The organism is Nonomuraea sp. NPDC004702, assembly GCF_053601695.1.
On sequence record NZ_JBSGCE010000057.1, the window covers coordinates 23064 to 41106 of the forward strand.

Annotated in this window: 18 protein-coding genes and 1 tRNA gene; 10 read left to right on the forward strand and 9 right to left on the reverse strand. The window is 68.5% G+C overall.

Annotated elements, in window-relative coordinates; translation table 11 throughout:
- Positions 1 to 27 precede the first annotated feature (27 nt).
- Positions 28 to 1119 carry a hypothetical protein gene (locus tag ACWEJ6_RS42220; RefSeq protein ID WP_452431189.1) on the forward strand — a complete coding sequence of 364 codons (1092 nt, stop codon included), beginning with the start codon at positions 28 to 30 and terminating at the stop codon, positions 1117 to 1119.
- A gap of 141 nt (positions 1120 to 1260) precedes the next feature.
- On the opposite strand, the gene ACWEJ6_RS42225 is transcribed toward ACWEJ6_RS42220, so the two are convergent.
- The 3 genes from ACWEJ6_RS42225 to ACWEJ6_RS42235 all read right to left on the reverse strand — a co-directional run bounded on the left by ACWEJ6_RS42225 (position 1261) and on the right by ACWEJ6_RS42235 (position 4722).
- A complete protein-coding gene (locus ACWEJ6_RS42225; RefSeq protein ID WP_387681009.1) occupies positions 1261 to 2130 on the reverse strand; it encodes a Cgl0159 family (beta/alpha)8-fold protein in 870 nt (289 codons plus the stop codon).
- A 322-nt stretch (positions 2131 to 2452) separates the two neighbouring features.
- Positions 2453 to 2701 (reverse strand): hypothetical protein, encoded by a 249-nt coding sequence (locus tag ACWEJ6_RS42230; RefSeq protein ID WP_452431190.1) that lies wholly within the window; start codon positions 2699 to 2701, stop codon positions 2453 to 2455.
- An 11-nt stretch (positions 2702 to 2712) separates the two neighbouring features.
- The gene (locus tag ACWEJ6_RS42235; protein ID WP_452431191.1) at positions 2713 to 4722 is read right to left on the reverse strand and encodes a hypothetical protein; all 2010 of its coding nucleotides are present in this window, start codon (positions 4720 to 4722) and stop codon (positions 2713 to 2715) included.
- A 152-nt stretch (positions 4723 to 4874) separates the two neighbouring features.
- Between ACWEJ6_RS42235 and ACWEJ6_RS42240 the strand changes: the two genes are divergently transcribed.
- The 4 genes from ACWEJ6_RS42240 to ACWEJ6_RS42255 all read left to right on the forward strand — a co-directional run bounded on the left by ACWEJ6_RS42240 (position 4875) and on the right by ACWEJ6_RS42255 (position 6214).
- Positions 4875 to 5234, forward strand: a complete 360-nt coding sequence (locus ACWEJ6_RS42240; RefSeq protein WP_452431192.1) for a hypothetical protein — start codon at positions 4875 to 4877, stop codon at positions 5232 to 5234.
- Between the two features lie 16 nt (positions 5235 to 5250).
- Positions 5251 to 5595, forward strand: coding sequence for a hypothetical protein (locus tag ACWEJ6_RS42245; RefSeq protein WP_452431193.1), 345 nt, complete (start codon positions 5251 to 5253; stop codon positions 5593 to 5595).
- Positions 5596 to 5684: 89 nt separating this feature from the next.
- Positions 5685 to 6101 carry a hypothetical protein gene (locus ACWEJ6_RS42250; RefSeq protein ID WP_452431215.1) on the forward strand — a complete coding sequence of 139 codons (417 nt, stop codon included), beginning with the start codon at positions 5685 to 5687 and terminating at the stop codon, positions 6099 to 6101.
- A complete protein-coding gene (locus ACWEJ6_RS42255) occupies positions 6002 to 6214 on the forward strand; it encodes a nucleoside-diphosphate kinase (protein WP_452431214.1) in 213 nt (70 codons plus the stop codon). The genes ACWEJ6_RS42250 and ACWEJ6_RS42255 overlap by 100 nt, the downstream gene beginning before the upstream one ends.
- 577 nt (positions 6215 to 6791) lie before the next feature.
- Here ACWEJ6_RS42255 and ACWEJ6_RS42260 read toward each other — a convergent pair.
- Positions 6792 to 8135, reverse strand: a complete 1344-nt coding sequence (locus ACWEJ6_RS42260) for a serine hydrolase domain-containing protein (RefSeq protein WP_452431194.1) — start codon at positions 8133 to 8135, stop codon at positions 6792 to 6794.
- A 331-nt stretch (positions 8136 to 8466) separates the two neighbouring features.
- Between ACWEJ6_RS42260 and ACWEJ6_RS42265 the strand changes: the two genes are divergently transcribed.
- From ACWEJ6_RS42265 to ACWEJ6_RS42275, 3 genes are read left to right on the forward strand one after another with little or no spacing between them, the layout of a single operon-like run.
- Positions 8467 to 8844 carry a hypothetical protein gene (locus ACWEJ6_RS42265; RefSeq protein WP_452431195.1) on the forward strand — a complete coding sequence of 126 codons (378 nt, stop codon included), beginning with the start codon at positions 8467 to 8469 and terminating at the stop codon, positions 8842 to 8844.
- Between the two features lie 3 nt (positions 8845 to 8847).
- Positions 8848 to 9003 carry a hypothetical protein gene (locus ACWEJ6_RS42270; RefSeq protein ID WP_452431196.1) on the forward strand — a complete coding sequence of 52 codons (156 nt, stop codon included), beginning with the start codon at positions 8848 to 8850 and terminating at the stop codon, positions 9001 to 9003.
- A complete protein-coding gene (locus ACWEJ6_RS42275; RefSeq protein WP_452431197.1) occupies positions 9000 to 9944 on the forward strand; it encodes an Ig-like domain-containing protein in 945 nt (314 codons plus the stop codon). Before ACWEJ6_RS42270 ends, ACWEJ6_RS42275 begins: the two co-directional genes overlap by 4 nt.
- 969 nt (positions 9945 to 10913) lie before the next feature.
- On the opposite strand, the gene ACWEJ6_RS42280 is transcribed toward ACWEJ6_RS42275, so the two are convergent.
- Positions 10914 to 10989: transfer RNA gene (locus ACWEJ6_RS42280), tRNA-Arg, on the reverse strand.
- Between the two features lie 1735 nt (positions 10990 to 12724).
- Here ACWEJ6_RS42280 and ACWEJ6_RS42285 point away from each other — a divergent pair.
- The gene (locus tag ACWEJ6_RS42285; protein WP_352366392.1) at positions 12725 to 13738 is read left to right on the forward strand and encodes a D-alanyl-D-alanine carboxypeptidase family protein; all 1014 of its coding nucleotides are present in this window, start codon (positions 12725 to 12727) and stop codon (positions 13736 to 13738) included.
- Here the strand turns inward: ACWEJ6_RS42285 and mscL are convergent.
- Genes mscL through ACWEJ6_RS42300 form a run of 3 tightly spaced genes read right to left on the reverse strand, consistent with a single transcriptional unit; the run spans position 13735 to position 15554 of the window.
- Complete coding sequence (gene mscL, locus ACWEJ6_RS42290) at positions 13735 to 14133, reverse strand: large conductance mechanosensitive channel protein MscL (RefSeq protein WP_352326225.1); 399 nt, start codon at positions 14131 to 14133, stop codon at positions 13735 to 13737. The two genes, ACWEJ6_RS42285 and mscL, sit on opposite strands and share 4 nt — an antisense overlap.
- Positions 14134 to 14166: 33 nt before the next feature.
- A complete protein-coding gene (locus ACWEJ6_RS42295) occupies positions 14167 to 14748 on the reverse strand; it encodes an RcpC/CpaB family pilus assembly protein (protein ID WP_452431198.1) in 582 nt (193 codons plus the stop codon).
- Entirely contained in the window at positions 14745 to 15554 is an 810-nt protein-coding gene (locus ACWEJ6_RS42300; protein ID WP_358301069.1) for an S-methyl-5'-thioadenosine phosphorylase, read from the reverse strand. The genes ACWEJ6_RS42295 and ACWEJ6_RS42300 overlap by 4 nt, the downstream gene beginning before the upstream one ends.
- 132 nt (positions 15555 to 15686) lie before the next feature.
- Here ACWEJ6_RS42300 and ACWEJ6_RS42305 point away from each other — a divergent pair, with 132 nt between their 5' ends.
- Positions 15687 to 17654, forward strand: a complete 1968-nt coding sequence (locus ACWEJ6_RS42305) for an MFS transporter (protein ID WP_452431199.1) — start codon at positions 15687 to 15689, stop codon at positions 17652 to 17654.
- Positions 17655 to 17685: 31 nt separating this feature from the next.
- Here the strand turns inward: ACWEJ6_RS42305 and ACWEJ6_RS42310 are convergent, their stop codons facing one another.
- Positions 17686 to 17991: an FmdB family zinc ribbon protein gene (locus ACWEJ6_RS42310; protein ID WP_352366385.1), complete on the reverse strand. Its 306-nt coding sequence runs from the start codon at positions 17989 to 17991 to the stop codon at positions 17686 to 17688.
- Between the last annotated feature and the right edge of the window lie 52 nt (positions 17992 to 18043).

Sequence of the window (18043 nt, forward strand, 5' to 3'; positions counted from 1 at the left end):
ACCACGACACAGCCGGAAGGTGACGTGATGGCCGAGCCCGGCATCGTGATCCTGGGCAGCGGCTCGCTGGCCCGTTCGATCTGCTACTCCCTGGCGATCCTTTGTGCCACGAAATGCGTCGTGACCGTCGTGTCGACGACGCCGCAGAACTCGGCGGAGGTGTGTTATGTCGCGGATGTCCGGTCGGCGGCGAGCGGCACGCCGGTACGGTTCCGTGCCCTGTCGGTGGACCGGTACACGACCGAGTCCATTTCCTCGATCCTGCGGCAGTCCCGTCCGCGCATCGTGCTGAACTGTGCCTCGTACCAGTCTCCCTGGGAGAGGACCCGTTCGCCCTCGGCGTGGACCGCGCTGACCACCAGAGCGGGCTTCGGGCTCACCCTTCCGCTGCAGGCGGCCGTGGCCATCGAGGCGGCGTCGGCGATCACCGCCCTGGCCCCCCGCCCCCTCTTCCTCAACGCCTGCTTCCCCGACGCGGTGAACCCGCTGCTCAAGGCGCTCGGACTGCCGATCTTCTGCGGTGTGGGCAACGTGGCGTTGCTCGCCGCCTCGCTGCGGGAGTCGCTCCGACCGGCCCGCGGGGAACGCCTTCAGGTCCTGGGACATCACTGGCACCTGCACACCCCCGACGACGCCGCCGACGACGCGCTGGCCTGGCTGGACGGGACGCCGGTCCGCGAGGTCGGCCCGCTGCTCCGGCGTCAGCGCGCCGCGGACCGGTCCGAGTTGAACGCGGTGACCGGCCACGTCACCGCGCTGCTGCTGGCGGACCTCGTCATCGGGCGCGAAGTGCGAACCAGCCTGCCGGGTCCGCTGGGGCTGCCGGGTGGTTACCCTGTCCGCATCCACGAGCGGAGCCTCACCTTGGAGCTGCCCCCGGGCATGCCGCCGGCGCAGGCCATCGCCTTGAACCGCGCGTGGGCGCAGCAGGACGGGGCCAGCGTCGAGGAGAACGGGGAGGTCAGGTTCTCCACGTCGGCCTCGCTCGCGATCAGGTCCGAGCTGCCCGATTTTCCGGGCTCGGTGCACGCGAGGGACATCCCGGAGCTCTGCTCGCGCCTCCTGGAGCTGAGAGGCCGGCTGCGCCGGTCCCAAACGCCCTCAGCGGGCCACCGTTGAAGAACCCGCCGTGCTGGATCCGCCTTGCCGCAGCCTGCCTGTCCAACTGCCTGCCCGCTCAGGGGTGTCCCTGAACGGGCCGTCTTGAACGCGTCGCCACCTCACGCAGGGCGACCTTCATGCGCCAGGGGAGCCCCTGGATCACAACAGACTGACCGCCTTGTCCACGGCGCCGGCCACGTCCCCATCGGGGGGATAGAGCAGCGTCCGGCCGGGCACCAGCCCCAGCGCGGTGGGCAGCTTCAGGGCGCGTTCCCACCTGGCGAACACCTGCTCAGGATCGGGACCGTCGCCTCCGAGCAGCAACACGGGCAAGGTGGAGGCCGCGAGAACCTCGGTCATGTCCTCGATGGCGGGGAGCTTCAGCCAGGTGTAGGCGGTATTCCGTCCCAGCGCGCAGGCGATGGTGACCGACTGGATCACAGCCTCCGGCGACAGGTCGTTGCAGATCTTGCCGTTGGTCCATCGGGAGATGAACGGTTCTACCATCGCGATCAGCTTGCGGTCGCTGAGTTCGTTCACGGCCCGGGCCGTGTTCTCCAGGACGGAAGGCGTCGCCGCGTCCTCCAGCGCGATCCTGGTGAGCGTCTTGCCCCCGTCGAAGCCCATGGCGGCGATGGTCTCCGCGTCGTAGGCGGTGAAGCGGTCATCGATCTCGAACGCCGAGCCGGCCAGGCCGGTCCGGTTCATCGATCCGAACACCGACTTGCCGTCCAGCACGCCGAGCAGCAACAGATCTTCCAGGATGTCGGCCGTGCCCATGACTCCGGTCACCCCAGGGCGTTCCAGCGCCACGCAGAGCCGGTCCAGGAGCGCGCCCCGATCGGCCATGGCCATCGCATCTCCGCCGGCGCCGAGCGCACCGCGCGCCGGATGATCGGCTGCGATGATCATCGCACGGCCGTGCTCCCCCACCACGGAAGACGCCGGCACGCGGCGCTTCGCCGCCTCGGCGATCGCCTCGGGGTTGTGGACCCGCGTGCGCACGATGTCGGCCACCCTAGCAGCCATGCCACTCCTCCGCCGGAGACTTTGTAAGGACATAGTGTTTGTCCTGACAAAATTACCAACCGGGGCTGTGGGAGTCAACGCTCACTCTGGGCGGCGGAACCCGTGTGCCGCTGCACCATCGATCGCGCTGTGCTGGACCTGAGAGTCTCCGCGTGTACAAGACCGGGCAGACCGTCGTCGAGCCCAGCGTGCCGGCCGGTGCTGCCGTCCGGCTCCGCAGGCGTTGGCCGTCTGGGGCGACACCCGCGAGGTCGTCGTCGACCCCGCCGGCGCGCTACTTCGGCAGCGTGCTCGGCGAGCGGACCAGAGCTGGGCTGCGACGCTAGGGTACGGCCGTCCAGATCCACGGTCTTGAGCCACGCTCACCACGTAGACATGCCAGCCGCAGCATGACCTCGTCGTGCCGGCCGGGATTCTCGGCGGCCACTTGGGCGGCCACGCAGGTCATGCGGAACTCGCGGATGTCCCGGCGCGTCTCGAATCCAGCCCATGAAGTGACGTCGTTCCCATACGTGCGAACGAAGCTGTCGTAGTCGTCGCTGGTGATTCCAGCCAAGGCGAAGGCCTTCACGGCTGTGGAGGTCAGGTCCCATTCGGGTAGGCCGATTGAGCAGCGTTCCAGGTCGAGCAACAGGACTTCGCCGTCGCAGTGGTTACTGCACTGCCGATCCATGCGTCGCCGTGCACGACTGTATCTGGCAGGCATGCGGGGAGCTCTGTGTACCGCGCCTTCAACTCGCCCAGATGGGTGCGCATCCAAGCCCGGTCTGCCTCGGTGAGGGTGACGGCACGGGTGATTCGCTCGGCGAGCCGTACGAACGGGTCCAAGCGGCCGATGTCGAAGTTTGTCGATGGGGCGAGGTCGTGGAGGCGGCGTAGCGCGGTTGCGACCGTGAGCGCCGTGCCGGGCCGGTGGGGTGGGAGCTCTTGCCACCAGGTGACTGCTTGACCGTTGACCTCGATGGGCTGGTCGATGTCTGGCCATGCCTTAACGGCGGGTACGTAGTTGGCTTCGAGCGAGCGTGCTACTGCTATTTTCGCGTTTGCGGCGGCGAGTTGGCCGGGACGGGAGACGCGGGCGACGATGCCGCCGGAGAGCCGGAAGAGGGCGTTCTCGCCGAGGCGCATCAGCTCGGTGCCGGATGGGTCGAGGCCGGCGCGGCGGCTGGCCGTGTCGAGGACAGTCCGCGCGGCAGTCTCGGCGCTGTTGGTCCGGGTCATGTCTGGACGACCTCCCGGATGCGGTGGCGGAGTAGGGCCAGTGGTGTCCGGTTCTTGTGGGGGAGGGCGAACTTGACGAGTTCCTTCATGTCGTCCTGGGCGCGACGGGAACGCGCGGTGCCGGCGTCGGTGACGGCTCGTTCTCCGATGGAGGCTACCTCCTCGGGATCCCCTCGCCATGGTGAGGGAGGCCAGTTTGATGCCACTGCTGGCGCGGGAGCGGACGTAGGCGGGGGTGTGGCCGGCCACGGCGTTCGCCGGCCTCGTCGACGCCTCACCGAGGTACCTGTTGTCGATCGCGTCGCCGGTCGGCCTTCCGGTCGTTGTCCTGTCGAGGATGACCAGGTCGAACAGGGCGTGGCCGGTGTCGCCTGAGTGCTGGGCGGCGTCGTAGTACCGCATCCAGGGTTGCTCTTCGCCGGGGTGGATGTGGTCGTACTCCGTGTCCGCCTCTGCGACGGCCTTCAATGCTTCCTGTGTCCGGCCGAGCTTGGCGAAGGCGCGTGCCTGGGCTCCGCGCAGCATGGCTCGCTCGGCCGGGGTCAGGCGGTCGGCTCGTACCATTGCGAACTCGACAAGGGTCAGCCCGTTGTCGGCGTCGCCGCACCAGATCGACTGTCGTGCCATGGAGGAGAGCACCTTGGCTCGGAGGTGCCAGTCGTTCGCCTGTTCGGCGCAGGTGAGGGCGAGGGCGAACATTCTGCGGGCGTCCTCGTGCGCGTAGGCGTCGAAGGCCATGAACGCGGCGGCGTGGGCCAGCCAGCCGACTGCGGCGTACAGGGGAGCGTGCAGCTTGGACGGGCAGCGGGACTGCTTCAGGAGGCCGACCGCGAAACGCAGTTGCCCGACGACGGCTTCGCGGACCAGGCCGCCGCCGTAGGTGTGGTCCCAGGTGGTGAAGACGTGGGCGATGTTGCGGAGTTCGGCGATGTCAGATGGCTGGATGACGGACGGTGCCGCGATGGCCTGCGCAGGTAGGGCCAGTTCGGCAAGGGGGATGGCGGCGGCTGCCCCGAGCGCAGTGCGAATGAAGCCTTTGCGATCCACATCTGTCACGGTAACGACCGAGTTGGCACGTCGGGATCTGTTGAAGCCCAGGTCCCTGTCACGTTCGGCGCCGAGAATGGCACGGAACGCTTCCCGATAGTGGGCGTTGGGCCAGCGCACTTCGCCGCGTTCCAGCTTGCCGATGTACTCCTGGGTCAGGCCGCCGTGTCGGTTGTGGTTCTCGAACAACCAGGCGTTGACCAGGTCTGCGAGCTCCTGGCGCGAGGCGTGCTCGCCGGGGTCGGCAGGGGATGGGCAATCGCTCTCGCGCCTGCTGCAACTGCAGATTCGGGTCTGACATTGGCTGCCTCCCTCTGTGCGCATCGTCGCATAGTGGTGCGTCCGCGGCCTCGCCTAACTGACCGAGATCTGACCGCGGTCTGACTCTTGACTGCCTGTCTCGCTGGTGTTCCCGCCTGAGCCGTACGAATCCAGGGTGGAGGAGAACCGTCACCGTACGTGAGGAGCGGAACACGATGCAGGCCCTCAACGCGGCCCTCCGCCCCGCCTTCCATCAGCCGGCCGAGGCGTCCGTGTTACTGAGGCGTTCGACGCTGCTCGCTCTTCTCGTGTCGAGCGATGCCGGCCGGACATGGCAGCTGAGCGGCACGCTCGATCTGCCCACTGACCGGTACGACGCCGTCGCGCGACTCTTCCTCATGACCGCGATGAGTACGTCGGCCAACGAGGGCGTCACCCAAGTGGTCTGGCAGGCACAGGTGTGGGCCGTCGACGAGGGCGAAGCGCCCACTGCGGACACGCCGCCGGTCGTCTCGCTGCGCAGCGACGGCCAGCTTCCGCAGATGGGGCTCTCGCATCAGCTTCCGTCCCCATGACATCCGCTGAGGTTTCATGAACACCGACCCTCCATCCTTCGCGAGCGGCCTGTCGTTCGTCCCGGACGAACTCGGATGGGCGTGGGCCGCCCACCTGCAACACCACGCAGGTGGCCAATGGCTCGTACGTTGGGAGTCCGGCAGCCAGCGGTTCACCGCCGCATATCTCGGCGAAACGGCCGAGGACGGTGGCTACCGCAAGGCCCTTACGCCTCAAGGGCTATGGGAACGCATCCTCGCGTTCGACCCCCTACATCCTCTCGTGGACCTGGGGAGCCGCGACCACGTCGACGATGCTGCCGCCTGGCAGCCGCGCATCGGCGCAGCACGGCGTTCCGATTCACTACGGAGGGCCGGATGATGCGGCCATTCATGACGGGACTGGAAGCCGGCAACTCCGCACCGATCTGCCCGATGACCTCACGGGCTACTCGGGTCGGAGGTGGCGGCGTGACGGTGCGTACCTTCGATGAGCCGCCAGGCGGGTGGGGCCACTGGACGGTCGTGATGTGCAAGCCCGACGCGACGGACCGCAGACTCGTCGAACCGATCCTCGAATGGATCGCCGGCACCGTGACCATCGTCCGGACCCGACAAGTCATCGTCACAGCCCGGCAGATCCTCGCGCACTACGCCGACATGCTGGAGCTGCGGCATCGCTTCCCGTTCGACCTCCGTGCCGACCTCATCGATCACTACGTCGGCTCCACCGTGACGGTGGCGCTCGCGCGCGGGAGACGAACGACACCGCCCAGCAGGTACGGGACCTGCTCGGTCACTACGACCCGTCTCGCGCTCCGTCCATCACGATCCGCGGCTTCTACGGTGATGACAGTGCCGAGAAGGCCGCCGCCGAGGGGCGGCTGATCCGCAACCTCGTCCACTCCAGCGACAGTCCCGCCGATGCCGCGGCCGACTTCAAGATTTGGTTCGGCGAGCCTTACCGGCACATCCTGCACCAGGAGGCGCATCCCCGATGAGCAACGCCGCCGCGCTGACCAGATTCTCGGCCGGAGAGCTGGAGTGATGGATGCCCTCCAAAAGCCTCAGAAGACCCGGGAGGGCCTCTGCCGGTGCCCCCTACTCAGCCTCCGGTTCCAGATGAGGACGGGTGGCCGTGCCCGGGGTTCGCTCCGCATCCACCATGCCTGGCCAACGGCAGGACAGCGTCCCTCACCTGGACCACGGACACGCCGGCTCAGTCCCGAACGCTCGACTACACATGTGCATGCCAGCCCATCGTCTACGAGTTACTGGCATGCGGCGGCAGCTATCGAATCCGTCGAACGGAGCGGACGGCACCTCCTCGCGTGATGTACGCCGGCCCCTGGCGCCGAAAGGCGGTGGGTGCCATCTGGGCGCAGCTCCTCTCGGGGGAGGTGACGCGACGTCTCAGCGTCCCGTTACGATCAAGCGCAAGGCCCATGCGAAGGCCCACAAACGCCTTCGGGGACGTGCCCGGCACCAAATGGCGAAGAGGCTCCACCACCTGCACCGCAGTCCGTGCAGACGGTTCGAGGGATTCAGGGCGCGAGTGTGCAGAAGCCTCTTCGACGTTCATGGCTGAGCGTCGGCAGGGTGGAGAGGAGGCTGGGGATGGGCTCTGGAGCACCTAACGCTCCAGAGACCGGTCGAAATGGCGCTTGCCCGCCGCCAGCAGTTCCTCTGGGGCCGGCAGGCGTATCGGCATGGTGTAGTCCTGCAATGGATGCTCAGGACGCCTGGCGCGGGGCTGCGCGGCGCCCGGAGCATGGCCAACGGCCTGGGAACGTCGCTTCTGGTGCTCCTGCGGAATGACGCGGTCAGACAGAACTCGACTTCCATGAGGTGGTTGATGGCCTGGTCGGTGGCGGCGTCGTCGCGGGAGTGGAGGGCGTTGGCGGTGACGGTGAGGTCGCGCCGGTCGTTGTGGAAGGTGTAAGTGACGTAGCCGGGGATGTGGCCTTTGTGTCCCCAGACCTGGGTGCCGCAGGGGAGGGTGAGCTTCATCAGGCCGAGGCCGTAGTCGAGGCCGGGGCCGGGCACGGTGTGCTTCATCTGTGCCAGCAGGGTGCGGGGAAGGATCTCGCCGTGGGTGAGGAGGAAGTAGAACTGGTTGAGGTCGGCGGCGGTGGAGATGACGGCGCCGGCTGCCCAGGCGTGGGAGGTGTCGGAGCGGGTGATGTCTTCCAGGTTGCCGTTCTCGTCGGTGGTGTGGCCGTTCAGGTGGGGGCCGGGGATGGTGCGTTCGGTGGTGGGCAGGAAGGTGTCGCGCAGCAGGTAGCGGCGGAAGATCCGCTCGTTGAGGGCCTGGGACAGGCTCTGGCCGGTGATCTTCTCGGCGAGCAGGCCGAGGGCGATGTAGCCGGTGTTCGAGTAGGCCCACGGGCCGCCGGGAGTGGAGGTGGGTGGCAGGGCGGTGCCGCGGTCGATGAGCTGCTGGGGCGTGTACGTGGTGGTCGCCAGGCGGCGGAAGCCGCTCGGGGTGTCTTCCCAGGTGGCGGCGTAGTCGCCGATGCCGCTGGTGTGGTTGAGCAGCATGCGGACGGTGATCTCCCGGCCGCGTGGCAGCAGGCCGGGCAGGTATTCGGCGATCGGGGCGTCCAGGCCGAGCCTGCCCTGCGCGACCAGTTGCAGGATGAGGGTGGCGACGAAGGTCTTGGTGACGCTGCCGATGCGCCAGCGTGCGCCTGCCGGGACCGGGGTGCCGTGGAGGTCGTTGCTGCCGCTGGTGCCGGACCAACGGCCGTTCTCGTCGCGTACTTCTGCCAGGGCGCCGGGGGCTCCGCTGGTGGCGATGGCGTTCAGCGCGGTCTGCAGATCGGTGCGCTGGGGGGCGGCCTGGGCCGGCGCGAGCCTCAGCAGGAGGGGCAGGGACAGGACCAGGGACAGGGGGAGGGCGAGCAGGGCGCGAGGTGTCATGTCTGCTGGTTCTCCAGGGGGCAGCCCGCCGTGGCGAGCACGGGACGAAGTGAAGGCGAGCGTGGAACAGCGGGACCCGACGTGTGGGGCGCGTGGTCTTGTGACTGACCGAAGTGTTGCGTCCGACATCCCCAATCTTCACTCACCGTATTCAAGTTATTGCGAAGAGTGACAGTCTGGATAGGGTTCGCCGTCGTTCCGGTATTGAGGTTCGCCCCTTCCGGTGTCACGGCCCGGCCGTTGCCTCCGCTTGAGAAGACTGGGTGGATCCTCTTGTGTTCCCTGGCCAATTACAGACAGTTATTTGTCAACTACTCACAGTGAGGACGACATGTTGAACCCCGCACAGCGTCTCCGACGCCGCCTCGCCTCCCGAGCCAAGAGCGTGGCGACGGCGTCCATCGCCGGAACCCTCCTGCTCCCCCTCCTCGCCGTCGCCTCCCCGGCGCAGGCCGATGACCACACCAGCACACACAGAGCCGTCCATCAGGCCGCCGGCCCCTGCGTCCGGCACGGCCAGGCCAACTACCCCGTCGAGTACTACTGGAAGAACATCGCCGGCTGGCGACTGGGCAACGGGAACATCTCCGTCACCACCTCGCCCAGCCTGCGGGGCGGCCAGATCGCACCAGGCAGCACCTTCACCCTCACCCTGCGGCACCAGACGGCGAAATGGCCGTTCGTGGTCACCTCCTACACCACCACCTGAGACGTGTCGTCCCTGGTCGCCAACGCCACCGTCGTCGGTATCCAGAACGGCTCCATCGGCGGCAACACCCTGACCGTCCGATCGCCGGGAGGCAAGGCCGATCCCGGTCCGACGGTCATCACCTTCCGCGTCAAGCCCGGACCGTCGGGCGCAGCATGACCATCCGGCCGAGTGGCATCAGCAGCGTCATCGCGCTCCCCGGCCAGCTCGGCAACAACGCGGCGGCCCCGCCCATCCAGATCGTCAGCGGCAACTCCATCTCGCCCACCAACGCCGCCGACGACACCGCCTCCACCACCGACAACACGCCCGTCACCGTGCCTGTCCTGGCCAATGACACCGGGGCGTCGCCGACGATCAGCGCCGTCACCCAGCCCGCCTACGGCAAGGTGACCATCTCGGGCGACAACCTGATCTACACCCCGGACACCGACCGCGCCGGCACCGACACCTTCACGTACACCATCGAGACCGCCTGCGGCACCAGCACCGCCACGGTCACCGTCACCGTCGAATGCACCCGCGAGCCCATCAACCTGGTCAACGGCAGCTTCGAGGCCCCGCCGGTGGCCGGCTTCCAGATCCTGCCCGACGCCTCCACCAACCCCGCCGTCGGCTGGCACGCCACCGCCAGCGACCGCAAACTGGAGTTCTGGCACTCCGGCTTCCAGGGCGTCCCGGCCGCCGACGGCCAGCAGTTCGCCGAACTCAACGCCAACGAGGCATCCACCCTCTACCAGGACGTCCCCACCGTCCCTGGCACCGTGATGACCTGGTCGCTCTACCACCGGGGCCGCGCCGGAACCGACGTCATGCACGTGCTCATCGGCGCCCCGGGGGCCACGACCCCCCAGAACCCGGACGGGGCCTCCTCTCCTGACATCTCCGACGGCAACACCGCCTGGGGTCGCTACACCGGCACCTACGTCGTCCCCGCCGGGCAGACCGTCACCCGCTTCGCCTTCGAATCGGTGTCGGCGGCAGGCGGGAGGCCGACGTTCGGCAACTTCCTCGACGGCGTCGTCTTCCAGACTCCGCCCTGCCTCCCCATGGACGGCAACGCCGCATCCAGGAACGCCGCCAAGGCTCACCGCCGGTAAGGCGCGGGCTGGACAGGCGCAGGGCTGAAGCCGGCAGTTCGGCAAGAAGACCCGCTGCGCAAGATCTGCGCATTCCGGCCACGCGGCTATCACCCTGCGGCTAGTGCAGCGCCCTGACCAGCTTCGACTGCTGCGTATGACGGGCATTCGGCCGTGGAGGGCAAGAACCGTCCTCCACGGCCCCCACTGCCTCACTCTTGCCTCCCGCTACTCCCACCGCAAGTAGCTACGACCTGACCACCGGCCTGTGGAACGTCGGCCCGATGGACCTCGGCGCCACTCAAACCCTCACCTGGCTGGCAAGGCCACCCGACCCTGCCCGGTCACCAACACCGCCACCGCCAACGAGACCGACGGAACCGTCACCAACGAGATCACCGTCTGTGTCCGGCCGTCGGCTCCCTGCCCACCCTGTGGCGGCGGGTGCGGCTGTAAGGGGGGCTGTGGCGGCTGCTGAGCCATGAGGGCCGGATCGCCCGGCCTTCTGATCGTTGAGGCGCCTCGTCCCGCCGACGAGGCGCCTTAAGGCTATCCGGACCACGTCCTGATCAGTGTGCGAGCCCAGGCGGGGTAGGCGCTGCCGCATAGGTGATCAAGCCAGGTCTCGAGAGCATCGGTAGTCCGTGCACAGCCGTCAGCCGGGGACCATCGATGCGGGCGCCGAACGGCTGGCGGAGGCAACAGCGTGGTCCCTGGGTCCGCCGGTGTGGGTGGCGCGTGACGAGCGTGGCAGAGAGGCGGTCGCTGATCTCGGACTCATAATTTCGTCTACTTCATGTCCCGGAAGGCCATGCGGATGAGGCTGCTCCGAGCTGGAGTATCCGTTGTCATCCTGGCGGACGTCATGTGGGATGGCATTGGGAAGGATCAGCCGCAAACGATCGTCGACAGTCGTACGGCGCCGGACACATCAAGAAGCCCTTGACTAGCGTTGCTGCTGGTCAAGGGCGCTTTGCTGCTGGTAGAGACTGGTGCCCCCGGCAGGATTCGAACCTGCGGCACCCGCTTTAGGAGAGCGGTGCTCTATCCCCTGAGCTACGGAGGCGGACTCTCGTAAGCCTAGCGAAAGTTGGGTAGTGCGTGGGCCGCCGGGCCGGGGTCAGTTTGGTGAGGTTGGTTATGGGTGCTCTGAGCTGCGGTAAAGGCATGGCAAGCGGTCGGATTCCGGTGCTTCGTGCGTGGCTAGCTTCTGCGTGTGACCAGGAGGCGATCCACGCAAGCTCGTAGGCGGCCCGTTGTGTTGTTCGGGGCGTTGCTGGCGCCGGCGATTCTTGCTGGCGGACTGTTGGCGGGGGAGATGCGGGGGTTCGAGGGAGTTGGTGCGCCGGTGGGGATGGAGGAGCGGAGGGCGGTGCGGTTGGCGTTCGAGCCCGTGTGGATGCCCGCGCCTGCGCATCCTGATCGGCGGTACGAAGGGGTGATTCCGGCACCCGTGCGGAAGGTCGCCGAGGTGTCTGAGGCGCTGGAGGTGCGGTCCTCGGTGCCCGCGCCTGCGCCGGAGCCGGATCCTGTGGTGGAGGAGGAGCCGTACGCGCCTGAGGCTTCGCGGTCCTCGCCCGGGTGTGCGGGGGAGTGGGAGGACACCTGGCTGTGGGACATGTGCCGGGAGCGGGAGCAGGAGGCGGCACAGAATGCCCGCTATGGCTGGTTGTCGGGTTTGTGAAGTTGACGAGGGGCGTTGGCTGAGGAGGGTGTGGTCGCGGGGTGCGGCGGCGCCCCCAGGCCGCCGGTGGCTGGCTAGGCCAGTGAACTTTCTCCCCGTGTTGCTGTGTCTCGGGGCGGTTAGGCGCGGGAGTGGCTTGGGGGTTGGTGTTGGTTGCGGTTCGGGTTTCCCGATCAGAGGGCGCTGCGCTGCTGGGGCAGGGGGCGTCGGCTTTGGTGGGCACGCTGGAGGTCGTTGCGGATGGCCTGGTCACTCTTGGTGGCGGGCCTGCGTGCGGCGGCGCAGCTGGGGTGGAGGTTCCGAAGCCAAGGGCTGAGGTGAGGTCAGGAATGGCTCGGCGGCGTTGCGCGGCGTGTGGAGGACTGTAGGTCGAGTGGCGCAGCTCTTGGGATGACCTCCCGTCGTGCCCAACGGGCCGCGACAGACTCGGAGGTCTGGAGACGCCGTCGGCGGTGATCTCAGAAGGGACTGGTCGCAAGGGTCTGGTGAGCACCGTTCCTGGAGGAGGACGAGCCGCCGAAGCTCAGAAGGTGGAGGAGTCCGCAAAGGGGGCGTCGCGGGTCCTTGTAAGGGGCCGCGGTCCTCGTGACAAAAGACGCCGAAGGCCTCGGAGAGGTGAGAAAGGGTGCTGTAGCGGACGGCGGAGATGAACCGCCGCAAGAGAGCTCAGGTGGAGTCGTGGGGGGCTATGTCATGCCAGGACGCCCGGAGGTCTGGGTGTGTGCGGTGCGGCGGTGCACGAGGAGGGCAACCGTGCACGACAGGCAGGGGTGCGGTTGGTCCGGCTGGCCAGGGTGCGCGCTCTCGCAGCCGTCTCCGGGTTGCGCAGTGACAGCGCCTCACGGGTCGCCTGAACACCGACAGAGAGGTCAAGGCGCACTGTTCGGTAGGCGAGGGTGGAGGTAGGGATGCGATGCCGCTGGTGGGGAGGGGGAGCCGTACATAGTGCGCTTTTTGTCTCATAGCAGCTCTTCGGAGTTCGGTCCGGACACTCAGGGGGCTGTAGTAACGTGCGTGCCTGACCCGGGTAACGAGTGTGCAAACGGAGGAGTCGAACGTGCCATCCCCTCGATCAGCGGGTCTGATCGCGGTCGTCATGGCGATGGCTTCTCTCTTCGTGCCATCAGCGGTTCAGGCGCAGGCGCGGACCCAGGTGGAGCGGCGGGATCCGAGCAATCTGGCGGAGCTGCGCAAGGAGGCCGAGAAGTCGGCCAAGGAGCTTGAGGACGCCACCAAGGCGCTGGAGAAGCGGCGTGCCACGATCGCGGCGTCCGAGAAGGAGCTCAAGACCAAGCTGAACGGGCTGCAGGATCTGGAGCGCAGGCTCGCGGTGATCCGGCAGCCGGTCTCGCAGCTGGCAGAGCTGCTCTACGAGCAGCCCGTCGGGGCGGACGGCGTGGTGCCGTTCCTGTCGGGGGACGCCGGCGTCGGCACTCTGCGGGCGCTCTCGGACTCGACGGAGATGGTCCGGGTGCGGCAGCAGGCCGTGGAGCAGACCAGCACCCTGTACAAGGAGGCCGAGCGGCTGGCCGCCGAGGCTCAGGAGCTGAGGGCGGGCAACCTGCTGGCCGAGGCCCAGATGGCGGCTGAGATCGACACGCTCAGGCAGCGTTCGGACAAGATCGTCAAGTCGCTCACCGCGGCGCTGGTGAAGCTGGGCATCAAGATCGACAAGGTCGGACGGGCGGCGCTGGGCTGCAACCCCCTCCAGGCCGCCACGGCCAACAACTACCCCAACGGGCTCATCCCCAAGAGCATGCTGTGTCCGTTGCAGCAGAAGGGCTTCAGTCTGCGGGCGGACGCCACCATCGCCTTCGTCAGCCTGAACGAGGCCTACCGGAGGCGGTTCGGCAAGGCGATCTGCGTGACGGACGCCTACCGGAGCCTGGCCGAGCAGCAGTCCGTCTACTACCGGCGGCCGGGGTTCGCGGCCGTGCCGGGGCGGAGCAACCACGGTCTCGGGCTGGCTGTGGACCTGTGCGGCGGCGTGGAGCGGTTCCGGTCCACGGAGTTCGTGTGGATGGAGAAGAACTCCAAGAGGTACGGGTGGTTCCATCCGGCCTGGGCCTACAGCAGCCCGTTCGAGCCGTGGCACTGGGAGTACGACCCGAAGATCGACTCGCAGCTCTAGGCGGGCACGACCTCGGCGCTGCAGAAGGCGCAGCGGGAGGCGGCCTTCGGGATCTCCGACAGGCATTCGGGACAGTCGCGGGTCTTGGCCTCGACCTGGGCCGCCGCGCGCTCCTTGAAATGCGTGTACGGCTTGACGACCAGGAAGTAGATCACCGCCGCGATCATCAGGAACGAGATCACCGCGTTGACGAACTTGCCGTACATGAAGTGGGACGCGCCGACGGTGACCTTCAGCGAGGAGAAGTCGGGCAGGCCGCCGAAGGCCGAGATCAGTGGGGTCAGCAGGTCGGCGACGAACGACTGCACGATCGAGTTGAAGGCCGCCCCGATGACCACCGCGACCGCCAGGTCGAGGACGTTGCCCTGCATGAGGAACTTCTTGAATCCGTTCATGGCCAAGAATCGTAGTCGAACGATTACTCTCAGCTAACTCTTGAAGGTGATGGAGAGGCGGCCCGATGTCTGGGCGCCCGCCAGTTGGGCCGCCTGGTACGGGGTCGCCGCCAGCACCACCAGCGCGCCGCCGGTACGGGAGTCGTCGGCGGGACGCGGGATGGTGATCACGCGGACGTCGTCGGCGATGAGCTGGGCCGGCTGACCGCCCTCCCCGGCGGCCAGGACGCCGATGGTCGAGCCGGGGGAGATGAGGGCGACGGCGTCGGGGTCGGCGATGCGCACGGGGGTGGCCACCGTGCCCGGCGGCAGCGGCACGGGATGGAGCAGGCGGGCGTCGGTCAGCGGCTCGCCCCGGCGCATGGGTCCGGCGAGGTAGCGGCCCGCCGCGTACGACCGGACAGCCCCGTCGGGCGGATGGGCGAGCGGCGCCGGACGGAGGTCACCGGGACGCAGGGGGCCGGGGGCGAGGTCGCGGGCGGCGACGAGGACCTCAGGGCCCGCAGCAGGACGGAGCGCGACAAAGGCCGACAGGACGCCCACCGCGGCGAGGGCCGCCGCGGTCGGACGACGCCGCCGGGCCCACGGCCGCAGCCAGGCCGGCTGCCTGCTCACGGCAGCTCGAAGGGCAGCTTGATGCCGTCGAGAGCCGAGCCGCAGGGACACGTGCGGTCGGTGGGCAGGGCCTGGACGGTCTCGGCGATCAGCGTGCGCATGCGGGTGACGTTGCGGGCGAAGAACTCCAGCACCTCGTCGTGGGTCACGCCCTGACCGGCCTCGACCCCGGCGTCGTGATCGGTCACCAGGGAGAGTGAGGTGTAGCACAGGGCCAGCTCGCGGGCCAGCACCGACTCGGGATAGCCGGTCATGCCCACGATCGACCACCCGTTGGCGGCGAACCACTGGGACTCGGCCCGGCTGGAGAAGCGGGGGCCTTCGATGACCACCAGCGTGCCGCCGTCGACGACGTCGCCCCAGCCGGTGGAGCGGGCCGTGGCCACGGCCGCGGCTCTGCCGGACGGGCAGTAGGGGTCGGCGAAGGAGACGTGGACGGCCCCCGAGACGTCGTAGTACGTCTGCGGCCGGCCCGAGGTGCGGTCGACGATCTGGTCGGGCACGACGATGGCGCCGGGGCCGTACTCGGCCTTGAGTGAACCGACGGCGCTGGGGGCGAGCACCTGCGTCACGCCGAGCGAGCGCAGCGCCCACAGGTTGGCGCGGTAGGGGATGCGGTGGGGAGGGAAGCGGTGGTCCCGGCCGTGCCGGGGGATGAACGCGACCGAACGCGAGCCGATGCGGCCGACGGTGACGACGTCGCTGGGGGGCCCGTAGGGGGTGGAGAGCTCGATCTCCTCCGCGTCGTCGAGCAGGGAGTAGAAGCCCGAGCCGCCGAGGACGCCGATGTCTGCGCGAGTGACCATGGCGCCGAGAGTAGCCGGACGACCGAGGGCCGCGAGAACGCCGAACGCCGTTCTGTGGACAACCGCACGGGCGCGAGAGCGGCGCCTGAACGCGGAGCGTACGCACACCAGTACGAAGAGTAGGATCGCCGCATGCGGCAAAAAGGGCTGGGCCTCATCATCCTCGCGCTGATGCTCGGCATGCTGCTGGCCTCCCTCGACCAGACCATAGTCTCCACGGCCCTGCCGACGATCGTGAGCGACCTGGGCGGGCTGGAGCAGCTCTCCTGGGTGGTGACGGGCTACATGCTCGCCTCGACCGTCTCCACGCCGTTGTGGGGCAAACTGGGCGACCAGTACGGCCGCAAAAGGCTCTTCATCGCCGCGATCATCATCTTCCTCCTCGGATCGGCCCTGTGCGGGCTGAGCCGGAACATGGGGGAGCTGATCGGGTTCCGGTCGATCCAGGGGCTGGGCGGCGGCGGGCTCATGGTGCTCGCGCAGGCGATCGTGGGCGACGTGGTCTCGGCCCGCGAACGAGGGCGCTACCAGGGCTTCTTCGGCGCCGTCTTCGCCGTCAGCAGCATCGTGGGGCCGCTGCTCGGCGGGCTGTTCGTCGACCATCTGTCCTGGCACTGGGTGTTCTACGTCAACCTTCCCCTGGGCGCGATCGCCCTGGGTGTGATCGCGGCGGCGCTGCCCGGCGACGACACGCGCACCAGCCATCGCATCGACTACGCCGGGGTGGTGCTGCTCGGCGGCGCGACCTCGTGCCTGGTGCTCATCACGACCTGGGGCGGCACGACCTATCCCTGGGCGAGCCCGGTCATCGCCGGCCTGGCGCTGGGGGCGGCGGCGCTGGTCGCGGCGTGGGTGGCCGTCGAGCGGCGGGCCGCCGAGCCGGTGCTGCCGCTGGGGCTATTCCGGGTGCGGGCGTTCGCGATGTCGTCCGCGGTGGGGTTCGTGGTGGGGTTCGCGATGTTCGGGGCGCTCACGTACCTGCCGCTGTTCCTGCAGGTCGTGCATGGGGTGAGTCCCACCTTGTCCGGGGTGTACCTGCTGCCGATGATGGCCGGGATGCTCACGATGTCGATCGTCAGCGGGCTGGTGATCTCGAAGACCGGCAGATACCGCTTCCTGCCCATCGCGGGCACGGCCGTGGCGACGGCGGGGCTGTTCCTGCTGTCCGGGCTGAGTGAGCGCAGCAGCCTGCTGACGATGGGCGGCTACCTGCTGGTGCTCGGCGTCGGGCTCGGGATGACCATGCAGGTGCTGGTGATCGTCGTGCAGAACGCCGTCGACTTCAAGGACCTCGGCGTGGCCACCTCGGGGGCGACGTTCTTCCGGTCGATCGGCGGCTCCTTCGGGGTCGCCACGCTGGGGGCGGTCTTCACCGGCACGCTCAACGGCGGTCTGCGGGAGGTGCTGGCCAGGGCCCGGTTGCCGGCGGGGTTCGACCCGTCCAGGATCCAGCGCGACCCGACCGTCATCCAGCGGCTGCCTCCCGCGCTGGCCGGTCAGTTCCTCCATGTGTACGCCGACGCCATCGCCACCGTCTTCCGGGTGGCCGCGCCGGTGATGTTCGGCGCGTTCGCGCTGAGCTGGTTCATCCCGCAGACGCGGCTCAGGGAGACCACCAAGGCGGCGGACCTGGGCGAGGGGCTGGGCGCCACGTCGGCCGAGCGGTCGTCGCTGGAGGAGGTCGAACGGGGGCTCATGCGGCTCGCCGACGCCGACCTGCGCAGGGGTTACTACGAAAGGCTGGGGGCGCTGGCCGGGCTGAGCGGCCTCGCGCCGCAAGGGGTGTGGGTGCTCGCCAGGCTCAACGGCAAGGGCTGGGTCGGCGCGGGCGAACTGGCCGAGTGCGCCAAGGTGAGCAGGGCGCACGGACGGCCCCACGTCGACCGGCTGGTGGACGAGGGGCTCGTGGAACGTTCTGAGGACGGCGAGCGGCTGCGGCTCACGCCGAAGGGGGACCGGGCGGCCCTGGGGCTCGTGCGCTGCTCACGCGAGGGGCTGAGCAGGCTCGTTGCCGACTGGGGGCCCGATCCACAGCTGACGCGGCTCGTCGATCGCATCGCGCCGGAACTGCTCGGTGCGTACGCCGACCGGCCTCGATGAGGCCCCCGCCCGTACGGGCGGGGTGACGCGCCTAGTTGGAAGCCGCGGCGGGCGCCGGCGCCGGGGTGGACGACGACGAGGACGACGCGGACGACGACTCGCTCGACTTGCTCTCGGCCGGCTTCGACGGGGTGGTCGAAGAGGCGGAGGACGTCGAGGACGAGCGGTTGTCGGTGCGGTAGAAGCCCGAACCCTTGAACACGATGCCGACGGCGGAGAACACCTTCCGCAGGTTGCCCTGACAGTTGGGGCACACCGTCAGCGCATCGTCGGTGAACTTCTGCACGACTTCGAGCTGCTCGCCGCAGTCGTTGCAGGCGTACTGGTAGGTCGGCACGCGCTCCTCCTTATACGTTCTGGCACTCGAGCGATGCGACTGCTAATGCTAA